Below are 24,106 nucleotides of genomic sequence, written 5' to 3' on the forward strand. Positions count from 1 at the left end.
GGGGCGCATTTGCGCCCCGGTCACTTGGCTTCAGCTGGCGATCAACTGCCTCAACACATAGTGCAAAATCCCGCCGGCTTTGAAGTACTCCACTTCGTTGACCGTATCGATCCGGCACAGTACCTCTAGGTCTTGCTGCTGCCCGTCTTCACGGGTGATGCGCAGTTGCAGACTCATGCCGGGCTTCAACTGAATTCCGGCCAACCCCAGGATGTCGATTCGCTCTTTGCCGGTGAGCCCCAGTTGCTTGCGATCGTGCCCGGCTTTGAACTGCAACGGCAGTACGCCCATGCCGACCAGGTTGGAGCGGTGGATGCGCTCGAAACTCTCCGCCAGTACCGCCTTGACCCCCAGCAGGTTGGTGCCTTTGGCTGCCCAGTCGCGGCTGGAGCCGGTGCCATATTCCTGGCCGGCGATCACCACCAGCGGCGTGCCTTCAGCCTGGTAGCGCATGGCCGCGTCGTAGATCGAGAGCTTTTCTCCGGTGGGTACGTACAACGTATTGCCGCCTTCTTCACCGGCGAGCATCTCGTTGCGGATGCGGATGTTGGCGAAGGTGCCACGCATCATCACCTCATGGTTGCCCCGCCGTGAACCGTATGAGTTGAAGTCGTGAGGTTCGACGCCTTTTTCGCGCAGGTAGCGCCCGGCCGGGCTGTCGGCCTTGATGTTGCCGGCCGGGGAAATGTGGTCGGTAGTCACCGAATCGCCAAGCAGGGCGAGAATGCGCGCACCCTGGATGTTCTCGATCACGGGCAGTGGTCCGCTGATGCCGTCGAAGAACGGAGGGTGCTGAATGTAGGTGGAGTCGTCCTGCCATACGTATGTGGCCGCTTGCGGTACTTCGATGGCTTGCCACTGGGCGTCACCGGCGAATACCTCGGCGTACTCCTTATGAAACATCGCCGTGTCGACCTTGGCCACGGCGTCGGCGATTTCCTGCTGGGTGGGCCAGATGTCGCGCAGGTACACCGGTTGCCCGTCCTTGCCGGTGCCCAGCGGATCACGGGTAAGGTCCAGTCGAACGCTGCCGGCCAAGGCGTATGCCACTACCAGTGGTGGCGAGGCCAGCCAGTTGGTCTTGACCAGCGGGTGCACGCGGCCTTCGAAGTTGCGGTTGCCTGACAGCACCGAGGCTACGGTCAGGTCGGCGCTGCCGATGGCGTTCTCGATGGCCTCGTCCAGTGGACCGGAGTTGCCGATACAGGTGGTACAGCCGTAGCCGACCAGGTCGAAACCGAGTTGATCGAGGTAGGGCGTGAGCCCGGCGGCATTGTAATAATCGGTAACCACCTTGGAGCCGGGCGCCAGCGAGCTCTTGACCCACGGCTTGCGTTGCAGACCCTTTTCCAGGGCTTTCTTCGCGACAAGGCCGGCCGCCATCATTACGCTGGGGTTTGACGTGTTGGTGCAGGAGGTGATCGCGGCGATGACAACGGCGCCGTCACGTAGGGTGTAGGTCTGGCCTTGGTGGCTGTAGTCGATCTCCCCGGCCTGATCGGCATTGCCTACCGCCACACCGCCACCGCCTTCGCTTTCCAGGCGGCCGACCTCCTTGGCCAGTGGTTTGGGCTGCAGTTCGATGAAGTGGTCGAATGCCTGACTGACCTGGCCGAGCGCCACGCGGTCCTGAGGGCGTTTGGGCCCTGCCAGGCTGGCCTCGACCTCTCCCATGTCCAGGGCCAAGGTATCGCTGAACAGCGGTTCCTGCCCCGGCAGGCGCCACAGGCCCTGTGCCTTGCAGTACTGTTCGACCAGTTGCACCGTCTGCTGCGGTCTGCCCGAAAGGCGCAAGTAGTTCAAGGTGACCTCATCGACAGGGAAGAAGCCACAGGTCGCGCCGTATTCCGGGGCCATGTTGGCGATGGTGGCGCGGTCGGCCAAGGGCAGGTCGGCCAGGCCGTCACCGTAGAACTCGACGAACTTGCCGACCACGCCTTTCTTGCGCAGCATCTGTGTCACGGTGAGTACGAGGTCGGTGGCGGTGATGCCTTCGCGCAGCTTGCCGGTAAGCTTGAAACCGATCACTTCCGGGATCAGCATCGACACCGGCTGGCCGAGCATGGCAGCTTCCGCTTCGATCCCGCCAACGCCCCAGCCGAGCACGCCCAGGCCGTTGATCATGGTGGTGTGCGAATCGGTGCCGACCAAGGTGTCGGGGAACGCATAGGTGCGCCCATCGGCCTCGCGGGTCCATACCGTACGGCCCAGATATTCCAGGTTCACCTGGTGGCAGATGCCGGTGCCCGGCGGCACCACGCGGAAGTTGTCGAACGCGCTCTGGCCCCAGCGCAGGAAGGCGTACCGTTCACCGTTGCGCTGCATCTCGATGTCGACGTTTTCACCGAACGCCTGGGGGGTGGCATAGCGGTCGACCATCACCGAGTGGTCGATCACAAGGTCCACTGGCGACAACGGGTTGATCCGCTGCGGGTCGCCCCCGGCCTTGGCCATGGCGGCGCGCATGGCCGCCAGGTCAACCACCGCTGGAACGCCGGTGAAGTCCTGCATCAGTACCCGCGCCGGGCGGTATTGGATTTCGCGATCGGAGCGGCGTTCCTGCAACCAGCCGGCGAGGGCGCGCAGGTCGTCGCTGCTGACTGTCTCGCCGTCTTCACAGCGCAGCAGGTTTTCCAGCAGTACCTTGAGCGACATGGGCAGGCGCTGCAGGTCTCCGAGCTGCTGTGCCGCTTGGGCAAGGCTGTAGTAGTGGTAGGTCTGATCGGCCACTTTGAGGGTCTTTAGGGTTTTCAGGCTATCGAGCGAGGGCATTGCCAACTCCTTATGCACCGGTGCCCGGCATTGGCTGGATGATGCCGGTGTCACCGCGGTGTTTCGGCCCGCACGGTACGGACCTGGCTGAAGAGTCAGGTTAGACCGGTTTGTCTGCCCTGACCCTATTCTGGACCGGCGGGGCATGTCGCAGGTTCCGATCTTCCTTTATCATCGCCGCCCTGCCGGCGCCTGTGGTGCGCCAGCCGTAGTGGAGTGAGAGATGAATACCCTGTTCATGCATTGCCGGCCCGGGTTCGAGGGCGAGGTTTGCGCCGAGATCAGCGAGCACGCTGCCCGCCTGGGGGTTGCCGGTTATGCCAAAGGCAAGCCGCAGAGCGCCTGCGCCGAGTTTGTCTGCGCCGAAGCCGAAGGTGCCGAACGGTTGATGGCGCAGCTGCGCTTTGCCCAACTGATCTTCCCGCGCCAGTGGGCGCGTGGCAGCTACATCGAACTGCCTGAGACCGACCGGATCAGCGTGTTGCTCGAGCATCTGGCGGCATTGCCGGTGTTTGGCAGCCTGTGGCTGGAGGTGCTCGACAGCAACGACGGCAAGGAGCTGTCGACGTTCTGTCGCAAGTTTGAGGTGCCGCTGCGCAAGGCTTTGGAAAAAGCCGGTCGCTTGGTCGACAACGCCAGCCTGCCTCGCCTGTTGCTGACCTTCATCAGTGGTCGCCGGGTATTCGTTGGCGTTGCCGAGGCGAACAACAGTGCGCTGTGGCCGATGGGAATTCCTCGCTTGAAATTCCCGCGGGAGGCGCCGAGCCGCTCGACGTTGAAGCTTGAAGAGGCGTGGCACCAGTTCATTCCGCGCGAGCAGTGGGAGCAGCGGCTTGGCGATGACATGACCGGGGTAGATCTTGGGGCATCGCCGGGTGGCTGGACTTACCAACTGGTACGCCGGGGCATGCTGGTCACTGCGATCGACAACGGGCCCATGGCCGAGAGTTTGATGGACACTGGCCTGGTCCAGCACCTGATGGCCGACGGCTTCACCTGGCAGCCCAAGCAACCGGTGGACTGGATGGTCTGCGATATCGTCGAGAAGCCTGCGCGCACCACCTCGTTGATCGAGACGTGGTTGGGGGAGGGCTTGTGCCGGGAGGCGGTGGTCAATCTGAAATTGCCAATGAAGCAGCGATATGCCGAGGTGCGTCGCTTGCTGGACCGCATGGAGGCGACCTTCAAGGCCCGCAAGATCAAGGTGTCGATTGCCTGCAAGCAGCTGTATCACGACCGTGAGGAAGTGACGTGCCATCTGCGCAGGCTGGACCTGAAACCGCGAAAGTAAGCCGTTGCCTTGCTTTTGCCTTGCTTTTGCTTTTGCTTTTGCTTTTAAGCGCGCGATAGTTCAGACGCCGCAGATTGCGACTTCAGGAGGCCGAACGCAGGTCTTGCGGAGGGAGGTGACGGGCATGGATGCCCGTCAAGCGCTTCGGCCCATGGATGGGCCGTGAGCGCGGTCCTCCCGGGAGCAAGGCCGGAGTGAGGGAACCCCGGAGCGTAGCGTAGGGGCCGGATGATGGGAGCGGGCGGTTTTTGGTTCCTTTTTGCCAAGACAAAAAGGGACCCGCCGTAAGGGCGGAAAGGTGATTCAGCGCCGCCACGGCCAATGGATATTCACGCTAGCCCCTAGCCGCAAGCCGCAAGCCGCAAGCCGCAAGCCAAAGCTCATGCGGGTGTTTTCATTCATACGGGCATATCCATTTGCTGTAGCGACGCTCACTCACCTTTCCGCCCTTACGGCGGGTCACTTTTTGGCAAACGCCCCAAAAAGTAACCAAAAAAGGCTGGCTCCCATCATCCGGCCCCTACGCTACGCTTCGGGGTTCCCTCGCTCCGGCCTTGCTCCCGGGAGGACCGCGCTCACGGCCCATCCATGGGCCGAAGCGCTTGACGGGCATCCATGCCCGTCACCTCCCTCCGCAAGACCTGCGCTCGGCCTCCTGAAGTCGCAATCTGTGGTGATTGAGCTACCGCGCGCTGAAAAGCGAAAAGCGAAAAGTGAAAAGTGAAAAGCAAAGGCAAAGGCAAAGGCAAAGGCAAAGGCAAAGGCAAAGGCAAAGGCAAAGGCAGAGCAAGCTGTGCTTGCGGCGCAGGGCGTGCAGGTGACTATTGGTCCGCGCCACGCTATGCGCCACAATAGCGATCATTTGCGGAGCACCCCATGACTGACTTCACCCCCGACGCCATTCTTGATGCCACCGGCCTGAACTGCCCAGAACCGGTGATGATGCTGCACACCCACGTGCGCAATCTGGCCGCCGGCGGCCTGCTCAAGGTCATCGCCACGGATCCCTCGACCCGGCGCGACATTCCCAAGTTCTGCAACTTCCTCGGCCATGAACTGCTGCAGCAGCAGGAAGAGGCCGGTACCTACCTGTACTGGATTCGCAAGAAAGCCGACTGATCCACGCTGGATCGTGCCGGGCATAGCACCTACACTGCGTTCCCCAGACAGGAGAGCGCCATGCTGATAGTTGCCGACGAGAATATCCCGCTGCTCGATGCCTTCTTCGAAGGTTTCGGCGAGATCCGCCGTTACCCTGGCCGGAGCATGGACGCCGCCAGCGTCAAAGAGGCCGATGTGCTGCTGGTGCGCTCGGTGACCAAGGTCGACCGGCAACTGCTAGAAGGCAGCAGAGTGCGCTTTGTCGGCACCTGCACAATCGGCACCGATCACCTGGACCTGGATTACTTTGCCGAAGCGGGCATCCACTGGAGCAGCGCGCCGGGCTGCAACGCCCGTGGTGTTGTCGACTATGTGCTGGGCAGCCTGCTGACCCTGGCCGACCTGGACGGTGCAGCGCTGCCCCAGCGCACCTATGGCGTGGTTGGCGCGGGGGAGGTTGGTGGCCGGCTGGTGCGGGTGTTGCACGGCATGGGCTGGAAGGTGCTGGTCTGCGATCCGTTGCGCCAGGCGGCTGAGGGGGGCGATTTCGTCAGCCTGCAAACTGTGCTTGAACAATGCGATGTGATCAGCCTGCATACCCCGTTGCAGCAGGGCGGCGAGCACCCGACCTGGCACCTGCTGGGCCAAGCGCAGCTCGCGCAGCTGCGCCCTGGCGCATGGCTGATCAACGCCAGCCGTGGACCGGTGGTGGATAACCTTGCACTGCGAGAGTTGCTGTTGGATCGCGAAGACGTGCACGCTGTGCTCGATGTATGGGAGGGCGAACCGCAGGTCGACCTGCAACTGGCCGACCTCTGCACCCTGGCTACGCCGCACATCGCCGGCTACAGCCTGGATGGCCGCCAGCGCGGTACGGCGCAGATCTATCAAGCATTGTGCCGCTTTCTGGGTGAGGCCGAGCGCGTGCAGCTGCAGGATCTGCTGCCCAAACCGCCACTGGCGCAGATCGAGTTCGATGGCGAAGCGGACCTTGGCTGGGCCTTGGCGACGTTATGCCGGGCGGTGTACGACCCGCGCCGCGACGATGCCGATTTCCGTCGCAGCCTGAGCGACGATGCGGCCGAGCAACGCGCGGCGTTCGACCTGTTGCGCAAACAGTATCCGCCACGCCGTGAAATCGAAGGGTTAGCGGTGCGGTTGCGGGGCGAGGCGCCGCAGCTGGTGCAGATGGTCAATGCCTTGGGTGCAGTGGTCGTTTGACGGGCAGGCAGAACATCCTGGGCAAATAAAAAACCCGGCGACAGCGCCGGGTTTCAATCAATTCTTCTCTCAGCCCTTGCGCACCTTCTTCACCCGGCTGTCCTCGAGGTCCTTGCAGGCCTGCTGGATCATTTGCTCGGTGATGGGTACTTCACGGCCTTGGGCATCGATGATCGAGCCGCAGACCTTCGGTTGCGGGGTGTTCTGGGGCTTCTGGGCGTCGCTGCCGTTTTGCAAACTCATCTGCTCTCTCCTCGTCAGGTCCAATATCAAGGTAAACCTGTGCCGTGACTGGCCTGTGACAGCGGCTCTTGGAGGTCACGACAGTTACAGTGCACCAGAAAGTGCGATAAACCTCCAGAGATGTTTTAGAACGATGGGCTATAGCCACTGCCAGGCGGGATGAATGGTAGGCTGCTGTTTCACTGTCATTGTGGTCCATCGCCATGCTCGAACCGGTTTCTTCACGTCAGCGTCGCGCCTTGTTTCTCTGCTGGCATTTCATGCGCCCATACCGTCGCCAAGCGCTGTTGGCGTTGCTGGCTCTGGTAGTGACCGCCGGCATTACCCTGTCCATGGGTCAAGGCATCCGCCTGTTGGTGGACCAGGGGTTCATGACCCGTTCGGCGCAACAGCTCAATCAGACCATCGGCCTGTTCCTGCTGTTGGTGCTGGCGTTGGCGGCAGGGACATTCAGCCGCTTCTATCTGGTTTCCTGGATCGGTGAGCGGTGCGTGGCCGATATTCGCCGCGCCGTGTTCGATCACCTTGTAGGCCTGCACCCTGGCTTTTTCGAAGACAACCGCAGCTCGGAAATCCAGTCCCGACTGACCGCCGATACCACATTGCTGCAGGCGGTCATCGGCTCGTCACTGTCGATGTTCCTGCGCAACGCCCTGATGGTGATCGGCGGCGTTGTGCTGCTTTTCATCACCAACCCCAAACTCACCAGTATCGTCGTGGTGGCCCTGCCGCTGGTGCTCGCGCCGATCCTGCTGTTTGGCCGGCGCGTGCGCAGCCTGTCGCGGCAGAGCCAGGACCGTGTGGCGGATGTGGGCAGCTATGTGGCCGAGACGCTGGGGCAGATCAAGACCGTGCAGGCCTACAACCACCAGGCACTCGACCGCCAGTTGTTCGCTGGAACGGTCGAGGCGGCCTTCGCCGTGGCGCGCCAGCGGATCGCACAACGGGCCTGGTTGATCACCCTGGTCATCGTGCTGGTGCTGGGCGCGGTGGGGGTGATGTTGTGGGTCGGCGGCATGGATGTAATCGCCGGGCGCATCTCCGCAGGCGAATTGGCAGCCTTCGTGTTCTACAGCCTGATCGTCGGTAGTGCCTTCGGTACTCTGAGCGAAGTCATCGGCGAACTGCAGCGCGCCGCCGGTGCAGCCGAGCGTATCGCCGAACTGCTGGCAGCGCGCAGCAGCATTCTAGAGACCGAGCAGCCGTTTGTGCTGGATCGGCAGCGCGCTGGTGGGCGTATCGAGCTGAAGAACCTGGTATTTGCTTACCCTTCCAGGCCATCGGTTGCCGCCATCGACAACCTGAACCTGGTCATCGAGCCAAGCCAGACCGTGGCGCTGGTGGGGCCATCCGGCGCGGGCAAATCGACATTGTTCGACTTGCTGTTGCGCTTCTACGACCCCCAGCAGGGGGGCATCCTTCTGGATAATCAGCCAATCACCAGCCTGGCGTTGGGCGAACTACGCCGCCAGTTCGCCCTGGTGGCGCAGAACCCCTCGCTGTTTCGCGGTACCGTCGAGGCCAACATCCGCTATGGGCGCCCCGAGGCCAGCTTGGCCGAGGTTGAGGCGGCCGCGCGTGGCGCACATGCCGATGAGTTCATCCGGCAACTGCCGCAGGGATACCAGACACCGCTGGGCGAGGGTGGTATTGGCCTGTCGGGCGGGCAGCGGCAGCGTCTGGCGATTGCGCGGGCGTTGCTGGTGGATGCGCCGATCCTGCTGCTCGACGAAGCTACCAGCGCCCTCGATGCGCAGAGCGAGCACTTGATCCAGCAGGCGCTTGCGAGCCTGATGGCGGGCCGCACTACGCTGGTCATCGCCCATCGCTTGGCCACAGTGCAGCATGCTGATCGCATCGCGGTCATCGACAAGGGGCGTCTGGTGGCAGTGGGGACCCACCGTGAACTGATCGAAAAGAGCCCGCTGTACGCCAGGCTGGCCTCGCTGCAGTTCAACGCAGGTTGACGCATCGAAGGCTTGTAACATTTTTGTAGCAATTGCTTGAGACTATCCCTTCAACTGTTGCGTAAGTGCTCGACCTGGCTGCTATCGATTGATGGCAGCTTTTTTTTGGCCTGCGAACGAGGACATGGATGTCTGTGGCGGCGCTGCCAGCGGCACGCTGTTTCCTCATTCCTTGTTCCCGAGATCTGCGATGTTGCGTAAATCCCTCAGAGTACAAATTCTTACCCTGCTTGGCGGTAGCCTGGCGGCGATGCTGCTGATTGCTTTGGTGTGCTTCCAGTTTCTGTCCTCCAGTGTGCGCAGCTATGCCACGTTGGTCGATGGACCGCTGCAGGCCTCGCAATCGATCGATGAAGCCAACCTGCAGTTCAAGATCCAGGTGCAGGAGTGGAAGAACGTGCTGCTGCGCGGCCGTCAGCCGGCCGAGCTGGAGAAATACTGGCAGCAGTTCCAGGCCCGTGAGCAGCAGGTTCAGCAGTTGCTTGGGCAACTGATCGACAGCAGTGATCAGAAGCTCAAGGAGCCTTTGCAGCAACTGCGTGACAGCCATCGGCAATTGGGTGTGGCCTACGCGCAGGGGCGCCAGGCGTTTCTGGCCGCAGGTGGTGACCCGGTCGCTGGCGATCTGGCGGTCAAAGGTGTCGACCGTGCTGCCAGCGAGCAAATGAGCGCGTTGGTCGAGCAATTGCGCGCCGACGCCCGTGAGCGCGCCGCCAGCATCAATGTCAGTGCCGAGCGCACGGTATGGCTGGGTATGCTGGTGATGCTCGGTTCGGCACTGCTGGTCGGTTTGCTCAGCCTGTGGCGGGTCAACCGCAGCCTGATCGAGCCGATCAGCCAGTTGATCGAGTACGTAGCGCAATTGAGCCAGGGCCGCTTTGGCGCCCGGGTCGACAGCCGTCGCGAGGATGAACTGGGCCGCCTTGCGCGTGCGGCCAATACCTTGCGTGATTTCCTTGCCGAAACCGTTGGCCGCCTTAAGGACAATGCCCAAGAGTTGGAAGGCGCCAGTGGCCAACTGCGCAGCATCGCCGGTGACATGGCGCGCGGTACCCATGACCAGTTCCAGCGTACCGATCAGGTGGCCACGGCGATGCACGAGATGTCCGCCACTGCCCAGGAGGTTGCCCGTCACGCCGCCGAAGCCGCACGTGCGGCCGATGAAGCCGACCACAGTGCCCAGGCTGGCGAGCAGGTCATGCAGCGGACCATCGACATCATCGGCGTGGTCAACCGGGAGATCGCAGGTACTGCGGCGGTAATCCGCGATCTTGAGAATGACAGTTCGCGCATCGGCAAGGTGCTGGAAGTGATCCGCGGTATCGCCGAGCAGACTAACCTGCTGGCGCTCAATGCGGCCATCGAGGCGGCACGTGCGGGTGAGGCCGGGCGCGGCTTTGCGGTGGTCGCCGACGAGGTGCGTAGCCTGGCTCAGCGCACGGCGGCGTCGATCGCCGAAATCCATCAGATCATCGAGGCCGTACAGTCTGGCGCGGTTGAGGCGGTCAAGGCCATCGAAAGCGGGCAGCAGCGCAGCGAGGAGGGGGCCGAGCAGGTGCAGCAGGCTGGGCAGATGCTGCAGCGCATCACCACGGCAGTTGAGGCCATCCGTGACATGAACCGGCAGATCGCCACGGCAGCTGAAGAGCAGACCAGCGTGGCCGAGGATATTTCGCGCAACCTGATCGAGATTACCCGCATCGCCACGGCCAACCAGCAGGCGGTGCAGCACACCGAGCAGGCGGGCCAGCGCCTGCATGGGCTGTCGGGGCAGTTGGGTGAGGTCACTTCGCGGCTTACCGCGTAGTGCTTATCACGAATGACAAAAAGCCCGCACAATGGCGGGCTTTTTGAAGGATTTGGTCGGAGAGACAGGATTCGAACCTGCGGCCTTCTCGTCCCGAACGAGACGCGCTACCTGGCTGCGCTACACTCCGATGAACGAAATCCTACTGCATGGTTTTTTTGAACGCAAGCCCTTGTTGTTAAAAGGGCTTAGGCTCAAAACAGGGCGCTCGATCAGAGCTCCTTGACGGTACGAACCTGGTCTTTGTTCAGGCGCGTACGCTTGCCGTCAAGTTGCTCGAACTCGTAGAAGCCAGAGTCCTCATCAAAGGACGGAGTGTCCACAGCCTGGATCTCACGGCCGTCGTTCAGGGTGATCACGGTCGGCGAGGCACAGCCAGCGAGGGCGCCCAGGCCCAGGGCGAGCATAAAGGCGGGAAGGGTCCGTTTAATCATCGTGTTTCTCCAGTGCGATGGTGCTAGATGACGTTAAGACGCAAGGCGTCTGCGCAAGTTCCTTCTACAGTGCAGCATAGCGCCAATCCCTGGGTATTGACCTGGGTCTGTCAAGGTTGCCGCAGGGCAGCCTGTGATATAAATGCGGCCATCCCTTCCCCCCTGCGATGGACACTCATGAAAGCCAAGGCAGATACCCCCTTCGTGGCCCTGAATATTGCCGTGCTGACGGTAAGCGATACCCGAACCTTTGAAACCGATACCTCCGGGCAGATGTTCGTCGACCGCCTGACTGCGGCGGGCCACCAGCTGGCTGAGCGTAAGCTGCTCAAGGACGATCTCTACAAGATCCGCGCCCAGGTGGCCACCTGGATCGCCGATGACCGCGTGCAGGTCGTGCTGATCACCGGTGGCACCGGCTTCACGGGGCGCGACAGCACGCCTGAGGCTGTGGCCTGCCTGCTGGACAAGCAGGTGGAAGGCTTCGGCGAGCTGTTCCGGCAGATCTCCGTTGCCGACATCGGCACGTCCACCGTTCAGTCGCGCGCTTTGGCCGGCCTGGCCAACGGCACGCTGGTATGCTGCCTGCCGGGCTCCACCAATGCCGTACGCACTGGCTGGGACGGCATCCTTGCCGAGCAGCTCGATGCCCGCCATCGCCCGTGCAATTTCGTTGCACACCTGAAGCAGGCAGGGGCCTGTGAAAGCCGTGGCTGAGGCGCCGCAGGCCCGGCCATTGATGCCGGTGGAAGAAGCGCTGGAGCGCCTGCTGGCCTTGGCCGAAGCCGCGCCGATCAAGGACACCGAAACCGTCTTGCTGGCGGAGGCCGAGGGCCGGGTGCTGGCGACCGACCTGGTTGCCTCGCTCGACCTGCCGCCCTGGCCCAACAGTGCCATGGATGGCTACGCACTGCGCCTGGCCGATTACCAAGGCCAGCCGTTGTACGTCAGCCAGCGCATTTTTGCTGGGCACGCGCCCGAGCCGTTGCAGGCCGGCACATGCGCGCGGATCTTCACCGGTGCCCCGCTGCCGGCCGGTGCCGACTGCGTCGAGATGCAGGAAAACACCGAGGTGCTGGAGGATGGGCGGGTGCGTTTCCTCGAGCTGATGAGGCCTGAGCAGAATGTCCGCCCCCAAGGCCAGGAAACACGTCAGGGCGAACAGGTGATGGTCGCAGGAACGCGCCTGGGCCCAATCGAGCTGGGGTTGGCCGCAACCCTGGGCCATGCTCAACTGCAGGTGGTGCGTCGGGTACGGGTGGCAGTGTTGTCTACCGGCGACGAGCTGGTCGAGCCAGGTTTGCCACTGGGCCCAGGGCAGATCTACAACAGCAACCGCCGCCTGCTGGTCAGCTGGTTGCAACGCCTGGGCTGTGAAGTGCGCGACATGGGCATCCTGCCTGATGACCTGGTGCGGACTCGCCAGTGCCTGGCCAGCCTGGGTGATGTCGACCTGATCCTGTCCACCGGCGGTGTTTCCGTGGGCGAGGCCGATTACCTGGGCGCGGCGCTGCGTGAGGCGGGCGAGTTGGCCCTGTGGAAGCTGGCGATCAAACCGGGCAAGCCGCTGACGTTCGGTCATTTTCAAGGTGTGCCGGTGATCGGGCTGCCAGGCAATCCGGCGTCGACCCTGGTCACTTTCAGCCTGCTCACGCGCCCGTACTTGCTTCGCCGTCAAGGGGTGGCCGATGTCACTCCGCTACGTTTCGATGTGCCTGCCGGTTTCGATTGGCCCAAGGCCGGAACCCGGCGCGAATACCTGCGGGCGCGTATCGACAACGGCCGGGTGCGCATCTACAAGAACCAGAGCTCTGGCGTGCTGCGCAGCGCCGCCTGGGCTGAGGGCTTGGTGGAGGTTCGCGAAGGCAGTACGCTGCAGCAGGGTGACAGTGTACAGTTCATACCGTTGAGCGAACTACTTGGTTGATCGCCCTAGCCAGGGATCTATAGGTTGCGGGGCGGTGGCAGGCGCTGACTGCGTCAGGCGCATGTGTACGTTCTCCAGTTGCTGCGCCGCCACGCTCCAGTCATGACGGTGCCGGGCAAACTGGCGGCCGGCTTCGCTCAGTTGGCGCATGCGCCAGGGTTGGTTGAGCAATTGGGTAATCAGCAGTGCCAACTGGTCACCGTCATCGCTGCCCAGGTAATGCTCGCCGTTGTCCACGGCAAGGCCTGAAACGCCCTTGCTGGTGGTGATCACCGGCAGCCCGGCAGCCATGGCTTCGAGAATCTTGACTTTGGAGCCGCCGGCGTAGCGCAGGGGGGCGAAGAACAACGCCGAGCGCCGCTGCAGTTCGCGAAGGTCAGGGCGATAACCTAGCCATTCGATACGTGGATCATTCCAGTGCAGCTTCCATGAGGCCGGCATGGCATGCCCGGCTATGGCCAGGCGCACCGCAGGGTTGCTCATCCACACCTGCGGCAGTATTTCTTCCAGCGCCCATTCGATGGCCTCAAGGTTCGCACCGTATTCGAAGTTGCCAACGAACAGAAGTCGCTGACTGTGCAGTGCGGGACATACCTGTTTGTAATACTCGCAATCCACACCGTTGACCACTACGTTCACTGGGCGCCCGCTGATCTGGCTGATCAGTTCGGCATCATGGGCGCTCACTGCCACCACTTCGGTGGGCTGGCAAAGTACGCGTTGCTCCCAGCGACGATAGCGCCAGCGGTCGAACGCGTTGAGCGGGCGTAGCCAAAGCGGCAAGCGGTCATGGCAGGCAGCGCCCATCACCGATTCGAGTGTGTGTTCGCTGAGCATGTAGGGTAGTGCGCGGGCCTGCAGGGCTTTTTCAAAAGGTTGGAAGCCGTAACTGTGCTCTATCTGGATGACGTCCCAGGGCTCGTCCAGCAACTGCTCGAAACGGTGGCGCAGGCAGGGCGCCAAGCCATTGATGATTGCCCGCATGGGGTAGTCGATGATCGGTGAGGCCAGCAGGTTGAGCGGGCTGTGCAGTGCTCGGCGTGGAAGTACGATCAGCCGTTCGACCAGTGGCTCCAGCGCTTCGCGGGTGGCATCGTTGAGCGGGATTTTTGACTGCACCAGCAAGGTGATCCGGTGCCCGTGCTGCGCAAGGGCGCGCAGCAGATGGTATTGCCGGGTCTTGCTGCCGCTGGTGGTTGGCCAGGGCAGGTAGGGCAGCGTCCAGAGTATGCGCATGAACCACAATCCTCGCTAAAGGCTGCAGACAAAAAACGCGCCCGTTGGCAGTCAGCCGATGGCTGCAACCGGGACGCGTCCATACATTTCAGTAAAGCCCACGCTATCGTCTTCGCTCAGGTATTCGTTTCTGTCGATCATGCAGGGGATCAGTACGCTCATTTCACAATCTCAACTCGGCGCTGCACGTAGCGCTAAGGGGGCAACTTGTGAGCTGCCAGCGTTCCGGCGGCAAAAAAGTCAAAAAACCGACTTTTTTATTATTTCATGCCAGTGTTGGCCAAATATTTGTCGATCATGCGCCTGATGGCCGAAGCTTTCAATCCTGTTGATGTGGGCCTGACTGGTTTTTGTTCAAATACTTGTCTGGCGTTGGCGCCTGGTCAGCTAGTGCATGCAGCAATCTGCCGACGCCTGTGGTCGAGATCTGCAATGAGCGGTCCCTTGGGAGAAGCGTGATGGGTAAGGCAATGGTGATCCTGCACGGCAAGCAGGCGATGAACGAAGATGTGCGCGAGGCCGTACTCGCCCAGCGTGAGCGGGGCTGGACGCTGGACGTGCGGGTGACCTGGGAAGCGGGTGATGCCCAGCGGCTGGTTGCCGAGGCGCTGGCGGCTGGCTACACCCATGTGGTCGCAGGAGGCGGCGACGGTACTTTGCGCGATGTGGCCGAAGCCATGGGGCAGGCACAAACGCAGGCCAGCCTGGCATTGCTGCCTTTGGGCACCGCCAATGATTTCGCCAAGGCTGCTGGCGTGTCATTGCAGCCGGCTGAGGCACTGGCGCTGCTGGATATGCCGGCCCGGCCAATCGACCTGGGCAAGGTTGGCGACCAGATGTTTCTGAACATGGCCACGGGCGGGTTCGGCAGTCAGGTCACGGCCAACACCTCCGAGGACCTGAAGAAGGTGCTGGGCGCAGCGGCTTACCTGTTCACCGGGCTGTCGCGCTTCAGTGAGTTGCAGGCCGCGTCGGTGGAGCTGACAGGCCCGGACTTTCACTGGCAGGGTGACTTGCTGGCGCTAGGCATCGGCAACGGCCGCCAGGCAGGTGGCGGTCAGGTTCTGTGCGCCGATGCCCTGGTGGATGACGGCCTGCTCGACATCGCTATCCTGCCGGCACCGCAAGAAGTGGTGGGGGCGCTGCGTGAGCTGCTGGCCGGCGAAGGGCTGTTCGTTCGGGCGCGCTTGCCCTGGGTCGAGATCAAGAGCTCCCAAGGCCTGGACATCAACCTCGATGGTGAGCCGTTACAGGCTGACAGCCTGCGCTTCGAGGCCCTGCCTGCGGCGCTGCGCCTGCACCTGCCGCCAAATTCGCCGCTGCTCAGTCATCCAGGCTGATGATTTTCTCGCGTACGGCGAACAGTACCAGGCCGGCGACATCGTAGATCTGCAGGCGTTTCATGATCTGCGAGCGATGGGTTTCCACCGTTTTGATCGAAAGGGCAAGCCCGGCAGCGATTTCGCGAGTGGATTTGCCCCGTACGATCAGGCGCAGAATTTCCAGTTGCCGTGCAGTTAGGTTATGGCGGTCGATGTTTGCCTGCTTGCCATGCTGCGCACGCATGAGTGCCTGGTTGATCACCGTGTGGGCTATGGCTGGGCTGAGGTAGCGCTCGCCACTGCGTAGCGCGGCCAGTGCCTGCTCCAGCTCCTTTGCGGTTGCATCTTTGAGCAGGTAGCCGTGGGCGCCGCTTTCCAGGGCGCGCATGATCAGGTCCGGGTCGGTGTGCATGGACAGGATCAGTACTTTGCAGGTACTGCCAGAGGCGCGCAGCAGGGTGAGGGCATCAAGGCCGCTGGTCGAGCGCATGGAAATGTCGAGCAGTATGATGTCCGGCGCCAGCTGCTGGGCTTGCTCTAGCAGTTGGCCGCCATCGTCGGCTTCCCCGACCACGGTGTAGCCTGGTATGTCAGACACCAGAGCACGTACCCCGGCTCGAATCAGCGAGTGGTCATCGACCAGCAGCAGTCTACAGGTCATCGGATAGCAGGTGTCCTGGCGCGTTCATGGGTACGTGGTGTCCATGGGAACAAGACCTCGATCCGGGTACCGAGGCCCAGCTGGCTGGTAATTTTCAGTGTGCCCTGGAGCGCTGTGGCACGCTCCTGCATGCCGGCCATCCCGCGCTGGCCTGCCTCAGCCGGATTGGCGGCGGGGATGAAGCCCTGGCCATCGTCCTCTATCGACAAGGTCAGGCCGGCGGGGCTGCGCTGCAGGCGGATGGTCAGGTTGCGCGCCTTGGCATGGCGCAATATGTTGGTGACCGCTTCTTGCGCGATGCGAAAAGCAGCCATGGTCACCTCCTCGCAAATGCCACCCAGCCTTTGATGACACTCCAGGCTCCAATGCATGTCGGTGCTTCCTAGCGTGCGCACCAGATGTGCACGCAAGCTGGCTTCCAAGCCAAGACTTGCCAACTGCCGTGGATTGAGGAGTGCAGAGACATCACGCACCTTGCTCAGAGTGTCATCGAGTGTGCTGCACAGGGTGCCGCATTGGGCCTGCACATCGCTTGGCAGCCGCCGCTGCAACCACTCCAGCTGCAATTTGGCAGCGGTCAGCAGTTGGCCTATGTCGTCATGCAGTTCGCGGCTCAGGTGCTGGCGTTCGCTTTCCTGGACTTTGAGCATGCGATCGGCCAGTTCTGCCGGGCGCAAGCTTATAGACCTGGCACCCTGGCTCAGGTGCCAGCCGACCCCGAACATTGCCATCAGCTGTAACAGCATCAGGCTGGCCGGTATGGCATGCCCGCCAGTGAACAGCAGCAGGTTGGCAAAAAGTGACGCCACGCACAGTAATGCGGTCGCCCAGCGCAGCACAGTGGGGAGGGAGCGGCAACGCAGAGCATTCTTCAAGCGTGGGAGCATAGATGGGAAGCCACTGAAACCTTGCTGATGGAGGCCTTGCGCATGTCTTGCCGGAGGCTTTGGCGTAGTGCTTTCAATAATCGCCAAGTGCGCGTTGAGGCGATCCATATACGGGTGACCGGTACTTGTTAGTGTGCATGGTATCACTTCAGGCCTGTTTGGTCGCGAGTGGGTAATGCTTTGAAACCTCAAGGTTTGCGGGGCGATCAAGGGGAGGCAATGCCTGATTCGAGCAGCAAATAGCCACCATTGATTGGCCTGGATGGCCTGCTCAGATCAACTTGCGCGAAGTCCGGTATTGCAGGGTGTAGCAACTTTCAGCCGTTCACAAGTTGGATCCTGATTCGGTATTACAGCGTCACCTTAGTTGCAGGTTGTCAATGACTGCTAGTGCGTTTGTTTGAGCAAGTTGGGCGATTGGCCATGAGGCCGGCCTGGTGCGTGTCAGCACAATCGCTGCGCGTTTCCTGGCAAGGCGCACACGTTTGCGGCAATGGCTGGTCCAGTGCGTTCGCCAGTTCGGCCAGCAAGGTGGTTTGTTCACTGGCATCAAGGGCGAGTCGCCCTGTGTGCGCATCGACAAGCTCCAGTTGCCAGGCCAGCAGGGTCAGGCAGGCCGCCAATGCAGGCAAGGCTTGATTGTGCAGGTGCAGCTGCATGCAGGCCGGAGCGAGCAGTTGCTGCAAGGCAGAGGCGTAGTTGGCGACTTCAAGCAGGCCCAGGCCGCTGGCGCGCCGGGCAAGAGTATCGAGGGTGTTGATGAGGCAATGGCAGGCGTCGGGGTCATTGGCGATCAGTTCCAGGTGCTGCAGGCACTCCTGGGACTGGGTCAGCAACACTTGCGCATCCAGCAGAAAGTCCTGCAGAGCGCTGCTGTCGAAAGCTGAACTGTCCATCATGAGGTCCCGGCCCGCAACGCGGGAGCGGGGGATGGCCAAGCCGTGTCGTTCGCTAGCAAAAGCCTGACTCCATTCATGCAGTGAGAATGGCGTCACATTAATGGCTAAAGGATAGCGCGAACATCAGGTTGTACCCGGTTGACGCTAAGGGTTTCCCTGATGTTGCTCTAGGGGTGGATAGCTTGTCTAAGGAATGGATCCAAGGCTGGCTGCAGTAAAGCATGATGTTAATGTGATATCAATTGGCCCGCGAAGCATTTTCGTTCAAGGGTCAAGCTGCGCACGCAGCCGCCGATACAAGGTGGATGAACTCACATTATTCCGAATTGAGCCTGGGGGTTTTCCAATGGCTGGCATTCTCGACACGGTAGACCAACGAACGCAACTGGTGGGTGAGAACCGCCTGGAAATCCTGATGTTCCGCCTGGCCGGGCGCCAGCTGTTCGCCATCAACGTGTTCAAGGTGCAGGAAGTGCTGCAATTGCCCAAATTGACCTTGATGCCACAGCGCCACGCGTTTGTCTGTGGCGTGGTCAACCTGCGTGGGCAAACCTTGCCGGTCATCGACCTGTCTCAGGCAATCGGCATGCGCCCGCTGCAGCCGGGGCCAGACAGCACCATCATCGTTACCGAGTACAATCGCTCGGTGCAGGCGTTCCTGGTGGGTGGGGTCGATCGCATCGTCAACATGAACTGGGAAGCCATCATGCCGCCGCCTTCCAGTGCGGGCCGTCAGCATTACCTTACGGCCATCACCAAAGTGGACGAAAAGCTGGTGGAGGTCATTGATGTCGAGAAGGTGCTGGCCGAGATCGTGCCTTACAACGCGAAGGTCTCCAACGACAAGCTCGCTGAACCGATACTGGCTCGCGCTCGTGGCCGTGAAGTGCTACTGGTGGACGATTCCAGCGTGGCGCTGGCGCAGCTGCGTGACACCCTGTCGCAACTGGGGATGAAACTGCATGTTGCCAGCGACGGCCTGAAGGCCTTGCGCATGCTCAAGGGCTGGGCCGATGCGGGTGAGGATATGTGCGAAAAACTGCTGATGGTGTTCACTGACGCGGAAATGCCTGAAATGGACGGTTATCGGCTGACCACAGAAATCCGCAGCGATGCGCGCCTGCGCAAGCTGTACGTGGTGTTGCACACCTCGCTGTCGGGCAGCTTCAACGAATCCATGGTCAAGAAAGTCGGCTGCGACAATTTCCTTTCCAAGTTCCAGCCTGATCGCCTGGTCGACGTGGTCAAGCAGCGTTTGCTGCTGGATTCGACTACTGCGTGATCCCTGCGGCTGCCGGGTATAATTCGGCATTTGGCATGGCACGAGGCAGGCAGGGATGTTTCTGAGTGAGCTGTATCGGTATCCGGTGAAATCGGGGCAGGCGCAACGCCTGGAGGCTTCACTGGTCGACAATCTGGGTTTGTCGGGTGACCGGCGCTGGCTGGTGGTCGAGCAAGACAACGGACGCTTTCTGACCCAGCGCGCCTGGCCTCAGCTCAGCCAGCTCAAGGCCGGCGAAGGGGAAGCGGGTACGCTGCTGCTGGAGGCGCCGGGGCTGCCACCTCTGCATGTGGCGGTGCCGCCTGCAGATGATGGCCTGCGCGGGGTGACCATCTGGCGCGACACGCTGCGTGTGCCGGATGCCGGCGATGAAGCAGCAGCCTGGCTGTCGCAAGTGCTCGGCAAGCCAGTGCGACTGGTCCACTGCCCGGAGCATCGGGCGCGATACCTGCCAAGCGGTTATGGCTTGAACAGCGACAGGGCGGCTTTCCCCGATGGGTTTCCGTTACTACTGATTGGCCAGGGTTCGCTGCAAGAGCTGAACCGGCGGATTGGCCGGCCAATGGAGATGCTGCGTTTTCGACCGAACTTGGTGGTGCACGGCGCAGAGCCGTTTGCCGAAGACGGCTGGAAGCGCATTCGTATTGGCGGGCTTGAGTTTCGCGTGCTTAAGCCGAGCGTGCGGTGCATCTTCACCACGCTGGACCCTGAAACCGGAGAGCGCAGCCCGGACCGGGAGCCTTTGACCACCCTCAAGACCTTTCGCGAGCGCGAAGGTGACATCCTGTTCGGGCAGAACCTGGCTGTGGATGGCTGTGGTCGGCTTGAGGTGGGGATGGAGGTCGAAGTACTGGAGTAGTGGTAGCAAGTACTGCCTCTTCGCGAGCTGGCTCGCGAAGAGGCAGCATTGCTTCACATGTCGTCGAAATACCGCTCGTGCCAATCTACCAACGGCTGCGGTGCATTGAGCTTCTGCCCGTAGATCACCGAGTAAGACAGCACGTTCTGCACATACTGACGCGTCTCGTCGAACGGAATCGATTCCACCCACACATCGAAGCTCAGGTGCTTGGCACCCTTGAGCCATTGGCGTACGCGCCCGGGGCCGGCGTTGTACGCTGCCGACGCCAGCACCCGATTGCCGTTGAACTGGCCGTGTACCTGGCTCAGATAAGCTGCGCCCAGCTGAATGTTCGTGTCCGGGTTGAGCACCTGGCGCGGCGACGCCAGCGGAATGCTGAACTTGCGCGCGGTTTCCTTGGCTGTGGCCGGCATCAACTGCATGAGGCCGCTGGCACCTACACTGGAGCGCGCATCCTCCATGAAAGCGCTTTCCTGGCGTGTGATCGCGAACACCCAGCTTGAGTGCAACCCACGCACCTTGGCTTCGCGTACCAGCGTGTCGCGGTGGGCCATCGGGAAGCGGATATCGAGGTCGTCCCAGTACTTGGCCTGGCTAATGGTGCGAATGGCCGGGAAATACCAGCGTAGGTCATAGGCCAGGCGCGCCTGGGCAACCATTTCGTCGCGGCTGAAGTGGCGGCTAACGTGATACCACTCGCGGCGACCGTCGACGATCTGGCCGCGGGCGTGGAACTCCAGGGCGCGCTGGATGCCCGGAGTATTGCGTACTTTGCTGACCAGTTGCGGGCTCAGTACCAGTGGTCTGTTGTTGAGCTGGTAGGGCGTTTGCGCCCGGTCGGCCGCGAGGAATCCGTAAAAATCCCGTTCGCGCGCCACGCTCTTGTACAGCAACAGGCTTTGCGGGTTGTTTGGCTGGGCCAGTTCCAGGCTGCGCGCTTGCCAGTATTGCCAGCGGCTGCTGCTGGCCAGGTCCTGCGGCAAGCGCTTGGTCAGTTCGTAGGCATCTTCCCAGCGGCCCAGGCGCAGCAGCAGGCGAAGACGCCATTCGCTGACCGTGTTGTCCCGCAGCTCAGGGTCGTAGCGCGTCATCAGGTCAAGAGCGCGTGGGTCATAGCGGCGTGCCAGGGTCAGGCCGATTTCACGAGCGATAGCCACTTTTTCATCGCGGGAGAAGTGCATGCGCTGGGCGTAGTCGTCAAGCAGGGCCATGGCGCGTTCAGGGTCTTGGCGAGCCAGGCGGCGCAGGCCCAGGCTGACGACATCGGACATGGCCTCGTTGACCGGTGTGAAGCGCGACGGCTGGTTGAGCAGTTCTGGCTTTTGCGCGACATCGACCAGCAGGCGGCCTTGCGGGCCAAGCGTGGTCAGCGATTTGACCAGGCTGTTGGCCAGGGAGTAGTTACGCGCCTGGGCTGCCAACTTGGCACGGTTCCAGCGCTTGGCCTCAGTCAGCTGACCTTCGGCGGCCCACATACCGAACAGGGTGTCGCAGGCGGCCGGTTGCGACTTGCCCACGTTCCACAGTTTTTCGGCGCTGGCATAACCTTCGGCGCGCAGGCCATGGCTCAGCTGGTACTGGCCGTTGAGGCAGTCCAGTTCGGTGAAGTTGAGCTTGGGGTCATAGTATTTGACGAAGGTGTTCCACTCGCTGCGTTCGGCCAGCCAGCGCAACCAGCGCAGTTTCATCCAGTTGGCCTGGGGAAGGTCGCCATGTTTGGCCAGGAACGCTTCGATTTCCTGGTTGCTGGCGCTTTTCAGCCGAGCGGTCAGTTCGTCGTAGGCCAGATAGGGCGTCAGCGGATAGTCGCGCAGGGCCTGGGCGTAGCGAAGGTAAGGGCCCTTGTCGCCCTTGGCCAATGCACGCTTGGCCTCGTCGTAGTACTGACGTTGCTGAGAGAGGTCTATGGCCTGCGCCGCGCTGGCGGTGGCGGCGGTAAGCAGCAGGCAGGAAGCAATCTGTAACAGGCGGCTGCGCATGATACGTCCGGGCAGTTGAACCATGGGAAAGTGACGGCGGAGCCAGCACTGTTGGAAGCTATTGTTCTAGCTTAGCTGTTTGCCGGCAGCGGGTGAAAGCACTGTGCTTGTATCAAGGCATTAAGTTCGACCGGATGTCGCAATGCCCTGGCAGCGCGGTCAACTTAATGCCGGAACGGGCCAACTCAGGTAGAATGCGCGCCCGCTTTCTGGAGACGAACATGACCCTGCTCAAATTCAGCGATGTGTCCCTCGCATTCGGCGCGATGCCGCTGCTGGACAAAGTGTCCTGGCAGATCGCCCGTGGCGAGCGGGTGTGCATCATCGGCCGCAATGGCACCGGCAAGTCGAGCATGTTGCGCCTGGTCAAGGGCGAGCAGAAGGGCGACGACGGAGAGATCTGGCGCGCACCCGGCTTGAAGATTGGCGAACTGCCACAAGAATTGCCAGTGGCTGACGAGCGGACAGTGTTCGACGTGGTGGCCGCAGGCCTGGACGGCGTTGGCGAACTGCTTGCCCAATTCCACCACCTCAGCCAGAACATCCAGGGCGACGATGACCTGGACAAACTCATGCATGTTCAGCACGAACTGGAAGCCCGTGACGGCTGGCGCCTGCAGCAGGTGGTGGAAAGCACCTTGAGCCGTCTGCAGCTGCCTGCCGACAAAACCCTGGCCGAGCTGTCCGGTGGCTGGCGCCGCCGCGTGCTGCTGGCTCAGGCGCTGGTGTCCGAACCCGACCTGCTGCTGCTCGACGAGCCGACCAACCACCTGGACATCGGTGCCATCGCCTGGCTCGAAGAGGCCCTGCGCGGTTTCAACGGCGCGGTGCTGTTCATTACCCACGACCGTTCCTTCCTGCAGAACCTGGCAACCCGCATCCTCGAACTGGATCGCGGCGGGCTGATCGACTGGAACGGTGACTACGCCAGTTTCCTGGTACACAAGGAAGCTGCGCTGGCCGCCGAAGAGACGGCCAACGCCCTGTTTGACAAGCGTCTTGCCCAGGAAGAAGTGTGGATCCGGCAGGGTATCAAGGCCCGCCGTACCCGTAACGAAGGCCGGGTGCGCGCACTCAAGGCCTTGCGTGTCGAGCGCAGCGAGCGGCGGGATCGTCAGGGCAAGGCGAATATCCAGATCGAGGCCGCAGAGAAATCCGGCAAGCAGGTGATGGTGCTGGAGAATGTCAGCTTCCATCACGCTGGAGGGCCGATGCTGGTCAAGGACTTCTCCATGGTCCTGCAGCGTCAGGACCGCATTGGCCTGCTGGGCGCCAACGGTACCGGCAAGACCACGCTGCTCAAGCTGATGCTCGGTGATCTTGAGCCTACCTCGGGCAAGGTCGAGCGCGGCACCAAACTGGAAGTCGCCTACTTCGATCAGATGCGCCACCAGCTCGATCTGGAAAAAACCGTGATCGATAACCTGGCCGAGGGTCGCGATTTCATTGAAATCGACGGCCAGAACCGTCACGTGCTCAGCTACCTGGGCGATTTCCTGTTCAGCCCCCAGCGTGCCCGCACGCCGGTCAAGGCGCTGTCTGGCGGTGAGCGGGCGCGCCTGCTGCTGGCCAAATTGTTCAGCAAACCGGCCAACCTGCTGGTACTGGACGAACCGACCAACGACCTGGACGTGGAAACCCTCGAGCTGCTTGAAGAGGTGCTGTGCAATTACAAGGGCACCGTGCTGATGGTCAGCCACGACCGGGCCTTCCTCGACAACGTCGTCACCAGCACGCTGGTGTTCGAGGGCGAGGGCAAGGTACGTGAATATGTTGGCGGCTATGAGGACTGGATTCGCCAGGGCGGTTCGCCGAAGCTGTTGGGCGTGACCGAGAGCAAGGGTGGCAAATCCGAGCTCAACAGTGCAGTGGTCGAGAAGCAGGACGAGCAGGTGGCTCCGGCGCCAGCCCCAGCCGCAGCGGATGCCTCGAAGAAGAAGCTCAGCTACAAACTGCAGCGGGAACTGGAGATGCTGCCTGGGCAGATCGATGCGGTCGAGCAGCGTATGGCGGTGGCCCAGGAAGAAGTCAACGCGCCGGGCTTCTATCAGCGGCCGATCGAGGAGACCTCGGCGGTGCTGGCGAAGCTGGAGCAGATGCAGGGCGAGCTGGATGCCTTGGTAGAGCGCTGGGCCGAGCTGGAGGGCTAAGCCAGTCCCGGCCTCATCGCCGGCAAGCCGGCTCCTACAGGATCTCTGTGGGAGCCGGCTTGCCG

General features: G+C 62.0%; 19 protein-coding genes and 1 tRNA gene. 11 read left to right on the top strand and 9 right to left on the bottom strand.

From position 1 onward, the window contains the following. Window positions 1-30: 30 nt before the first annotated feature. A complete protein-coding gene (gene acnA, locus ACW4TB_RS22640) occupies window positions 31-2,772 on the bottom strand; it encodes an aconitate hydratase AcnA (RefSeq protein ID WP_279930477.1) in 2,742 nt (913 codons plus the stop codon). 223 nt (window positions 2,773-2,995) lie between these two features. Between acnA and rlmM the strand changes: the two genes are divergently transcribed. The 3 genes from rlmM to pdxB all read left to right on the top strand — a co-directional run bounded on the left by rlmM (window position 2,996) and on the right by pdxB (window position 6,385). Further along, window positions 2,996-4,063 (top strand): 23S rRNA (cytidine(2498)-2'-O)-methyltransferase RlmM, encoded by a 1,068-nt coding sequence (gene rlmM, locus ACW4TB_RS22645; protein ID WP_279930479.1) that lies wholly within the window; start codon window positions 2,996-2,998, stop codon window positions 4,061-4,063. Window positions 4,064-4,939: 876 nt separating this feature from the next. Then, entirely contained in the window at window positions 4,940-5,182 is a 243-nt protein-coding gene (tusA, locus tag ACW4TB_RS22650) for a sulfurtransferase TusA (protein WP_012313540.1), read from the top strand. A gap of 60 nt (window positions 5,183-5,242) precedes the next feature. Continuing rightward, on the top strand, window positions 5,243-6,385 hold the full coding sequence (pdxB, locus tag ACW4TB_RS22655) for a 4-phosphoerythronate dehydrogenase PdxB (RefSeq protein WP_012313541.1): 1,143 nt from the start codon (window positions 5,243-5,245) through the stop codon (window positions 6,383-6,385). A 69-nt stretch (window positions 6,386-6,454) separates the two neighbouring features. On the opposite strand, the gene ACW4TB_RS22660 is transcribed toward pdxB, so the two are convergent. Then, entirely contained in the window at window positions 6,455-6,628 is a 174-nt protein-coding gene (locus ACW4TB_RS22660; protein ID WP_012313542.1) for a PA1571 family protein, read from the bottom strand. A 203-nt stretch (window positions 6,629-6,831) separates the two neighbouring features. Here ACW4TB_RS22660 and ACW4TB_RS22665 point away from each other — a divergent pair, with 203 nt between their 5' ends. After that, complete coding sequence (locus ACW4TB_RS22665) at window positions 6,832-8,595, top strand: ABC transporter transmembrane domain-containing protein (protein WP_279930483.1); 1,764 nt, start codon at window positions 6,832-6,834, stop codon at window positions 8,593-8,595. Between the two features lie 190 nt (window positions 8,596-8,785). Then, entirely contained in the window at window positions 8,786-10,402 is a 1,617-nt protein-coding gene (locus ACW4TB_RS22670) for a methyl-accepting chemotaxis protein (protein ID WP_012313544.1), read from the top strand. A gap of 53 nt (window positions 10,403-10,455) precedes the next feature. Here the strand turns inward: ACW4TB_RS22670 and ACW4TB_RS22675 are convergent. Together ACW4TB_RS22675 and ACW4TB_RS22680 are read right to left on the bottom strand one after the other, a co-directional pair. Next, window positions 10,456-10,532, bottom strand: a tRNA-Pro gene (locus tag ACW4TB_RS22675). A gap of 82 nt (window positions 10,533-10,614) precedes the next feature. Beyond that, a complete protein-coding gene (locus ACW4TB_RS22680; protein ID WP_012313545.1) occupies window positions 10,615-10,836 on the bottom strand; it encodes a YgdI/YgdR family lipoprotein in 222 nt (73 codons plus the stop codon). A gap of 177 nt (window positions 10,837-11,013) precedes the next feature. On the opposite strand from ACW4TB_RS22680, the gene moaB reads away from it, so the two are divergent. Together moaB and ACW4TB_RS22690 are read left to right on the top strand one after the other, a co-directional pair. Next, on the top strand, window positions 11,014-11,553 hold the full coding sequence (moaB, locus tag ACW4TB_RS22685) for a molybdenum cofactor biosynthesis protein B (RefSeq protein ID WP_012313546.1): 540 nt from the start codon (window positions 11,014-11,016) through the stop codon (window positions 11,551-11,553). Continuing rightward, window positions 11,537-12,763, top strand: coding sequence for a molybdopterin molybdotransferase MoeA (locus tag ACW4TB_RS22690; protein ID WP_042111284.1), 1,227 nt, complete (start codon window positions 11,537-11,539; stop codon window positions 12,761-12,763). Before moaB ends, ACW4TB_RS22690 begins: the two co-directional genes overlap by 17 nt. On the opposite strand, the gene ACW4TB_RS22695 is transcribed toward ACW4TB_RS22690, so the two are convergent. Then, entirely contained in the window at window positions 12,752-13,999 is a 1,248-nt protein-coding gene (locus ACW4TB_RS22695; RefSeq protein ID WP_279930487.1) for a glycosyltransferase family 4 protein, read from the bottom strand. The two genes, ACW4TB_RS22690 and ACW4TB_RS22695, sit on opposite strands and share 12 nt — an antisense overlap. Window positions 14,000-14,457: 458 nt before the next feature. Here ACW4TB_RS22695 and yegS point away from each other — a divergent pair, with 458 nt between their 5' ends. After that, window positions 14,458-15,339, top strand: coding sequence for a lipid kinase YegS (gene yegS, locus ACW4TB_RS22700; RefSeq protein WP_012313549.1), 882 nt, complete (start codon window positions 14,458-14,460; stop codon window positions 15,337-15,339). On the opposite strand, the gene ACW4TB_RS22705 is transcribed toward yegS, so the two are convergent. The 3 genes from ACW4TB_RS22705 to ACW4TB_RS22715 all read right to left on the bottom strand — a co-directional run bounded on the left by ACW4TB_RS22705 (window position 15,323) and on the right by ACW4TB_RS22715 (window position 17,765). Then, window positions 15,323-15,982: a response regulator gene (locus ACW4TB_RS22705; RefSeq protein ID WP_012313550.1), complete on the bottom strand. Its 660-nt coding sequence runs from the start codon at window positions 15,980-15,982 to the stop codon at window positions 15,323-15,325. The two genes, yegS and ACW4TB_RS22705, sit on opposite strands and share 17 nt — an antisense overlap. Further along, complete coding sequence (locus tag ACW4TB_RS22710) at window positions 15,979-16,869, bottom strand: sensor histidine kinase (RefSeq protein WP_012313551.1); 891 nt, start codon at window positions 16,867-16,869, stop codon at window positions 15,979-15,981. Before ACW4TB_RS22710 ends, ACW4TB_RS22705 begins: the two co-directional genes overlap by 4 nt. A gap of 377 nt (window positions 16,870-17,246) precedes the next feature. Next, window positions 17,247-17,765: a hypothetical protein gene (locus tag ACW4TB_RS22715; RefSeq protein WP_042111287.1), complete on the bottom strand. Its 519-nt coding sequence runs from the start codon at window positions 17,763-17,765 to the stop codon at window positions 17,247-17,249. 349 nt (window positions 17,766-18,114) lie between these two features. On the opposite strand from ACW4TB_RS22715, the gene ACW4TB_RS22720 reads away from it, so the two are divergent. Next, complete coding sequence (locus ACW4TB_RS22720; protein ID WP_279930493.1) at window positions 18,115-19,050, top strand: chemotaxis protein CheV; 936 nt, start codon at window positions 18,115-18,117, stop codon at window positions 19,048-19,050. Between the two features lie 55 nt (window positions 19,051-19,105). Continuing rightward, complete coding sequence (locus ACW4TB_RS22725; RefSeq protein WP_279930495.1) at window positions 19,106-19,909, top strand: MOSC domain-containing protein; 804 nt, start codon at window positions 19,106-19,108, stop codon at window positions 19,907-19,909. 53 nt (window positions 19,910-19,962) lie between these two features. Here ACW4TB_RS22725 and ACW4TB_RS22730 read toward each other — a convergent pair whose 3' ends face one another. Next, window positions 19,963-21,891 (bottom strand): transglycosylase SLT domain-containing protein, encoded by a 1,929-nt coding sequence (locus ACW4TB_RS22730; RefSeq protein ID WP_279930497.1) that lies wholly within the window; start codon window positions 21,889-21,891, stop codon window positions 19,963-19,965. A gap of 221 nt (window positions 21,892-22,112) precedes the next feature. Between ACW4TB_RS22730 and ACW4TB_RS22735 the strand changes: the two genes are divergently transcribed. Further along, window positions 22,113-24,041 carry an ATP-binding cassette domain-containing protein gene (locus tag ACW4TB_RS22735; RefSeq protein WP_039603388.1) on the top strand — a complete coding sequence of 643 codons (1,929 nt, stop codon included), beginning with the start codon at window positions 22,113-22,115 and terminating at the stop codon, window positions 24,039-24,041. The last annotated feature ends 65 nt before the right edge of the window (window positions 24,042-24,106 follow it).

The organism is Lelliottia jeotgali, assembly GCF_977070485.1.

Excerpts from the sequence above, each read along its gene's own strand:
- ACW4TB_RS22660 (WP_012313542.1), bottom strand. The coding sequence starts at position 6,628 with ATGAGTTTGCAAAACGGCAGCGACGCCCAGAAGCCCCAGAACACCCCG.
- ACW4TB_RS22680 (WP_012313545.1), bottom strand. The coding sequence starts at position 10,836 with ATGATTAAACGGACCCTTCCCGCCTTTATGCTCGCCCTGGGCCTGGGC.
- tusA (WP_012313540.1), top strand. The coding sequence starts at position 4,940 with ATGACTGACTTCACCCCCGACGCCATTCTTGATGCCACCGGCCTGAAC.
- rlmM (WP_279930479.1), top strand. The coding sequence starts at position 2,996 with ATGAATACCCTGTTCATGCATTGCCGGCCCGGGTTCGAGGGCGAGGTT.
- pdxB (WP_012313541.1), top strand. The coding sequence starts at position 5,243 with ATGCTGATAGTTGCCGACGAGAATATCCCGCTGCTCGATGCCTTCTTC.
- ACW4TB_RS22695 (WP_279930487.1), bottom strand. The coding sequence starts at position 13,999 with ATGCGCATACTCTGGACGCTGCCCTACCTGCCCTGGCCAACCACCAGC.
- ACW4TB_RS22665 (WP_279930483.1), top strand. The coding sequence starts at position 6,832 with ATGCTCGAACCGGTTTCTTCACGTCAGCGTCGCGCCTTGTTTCTCTGC.
- ACW4TB_RS22705 (WP_012313550.1), bottom strand. The coding sequence starts at position 15,982 with ATGACCTGTAGACTGCTGCTGGTCGATGACCACTCGCTGATTCGAGCC.
- acnA (WP_279930477.1), bottom strand. The coding sequence starts at position 2,772 with ATGCCCTCGCTCGATAGCCTGAAAACCCTAAAGACCCTCAAAGTGGCC.
- ACW4TB_RS22735 (WP_039603388.1), top strand. The coding sequence starts at position 22,113 with ATGACCCTGCTCAAATTCAGCGATGTGTCCCTCGCATTCGGCGCGATG.
- yegS (WP_012313549.1), top strand. The coding sequence starts at position 14,458 with ATGGGTAAGGCAATGGTGATCCTGCACGGCAAGCAGGCGATGAACGAA.
- ACW4TB_RS22730 (WP_279930497.1), bottom strand. The coding sequence starts at position 21,891 with ATGCGCAGCCGCCTGTTACAGATTGCTTCCTGCCTGCTGCTTACCGCC.
- ACW4TB_RS22725 (WP_279930495.1), top strand. The coding sequence starts at position 19,106 with ATGTTTCTGAGTGAGCTGTATCGGTATCCGGTGAAATCGGGGCAGGCG.
- ACW4TB_RS22670 (WP_012313544.1), top strand. The coding sequence starts at position 8,786 with ATGTTGCGTAAATCCCTCAGAGTACAAATTCTTACCCTGCTTGGCGGT.
- ACW4TB_RS22715 (WP_042111287.1), bottom strand. The coding sequence starts at position 17,765 with ATGGACAGTTCAGCTTTCGACAGCAGCGCTCTGCAGGACTTTCTGCTG.
- ACW4TB_RS22710 (WP_012313551.1), bottom strand. The coding sequence starts at position 16,869 with ATGCTCCCACGCTTGAAGAATGCTCTGCGTTGCCGCTCCCTCCCCACT.
- ACW4TB_RS22720 (WP_279930493.1), top strand. The coding sequence starts at position 18,115 with ATGGCTGGCATTCTCGACACGGTAGACCAACGAACGCAACTGGTGGGT.
- moaB (WP_012313546.1), top strand. The coding sequence starts at position 11,014 with ATGAAAGCCAAGGCAGATACCCCCTTCGTGGCCCTGAATATTGCCGTG.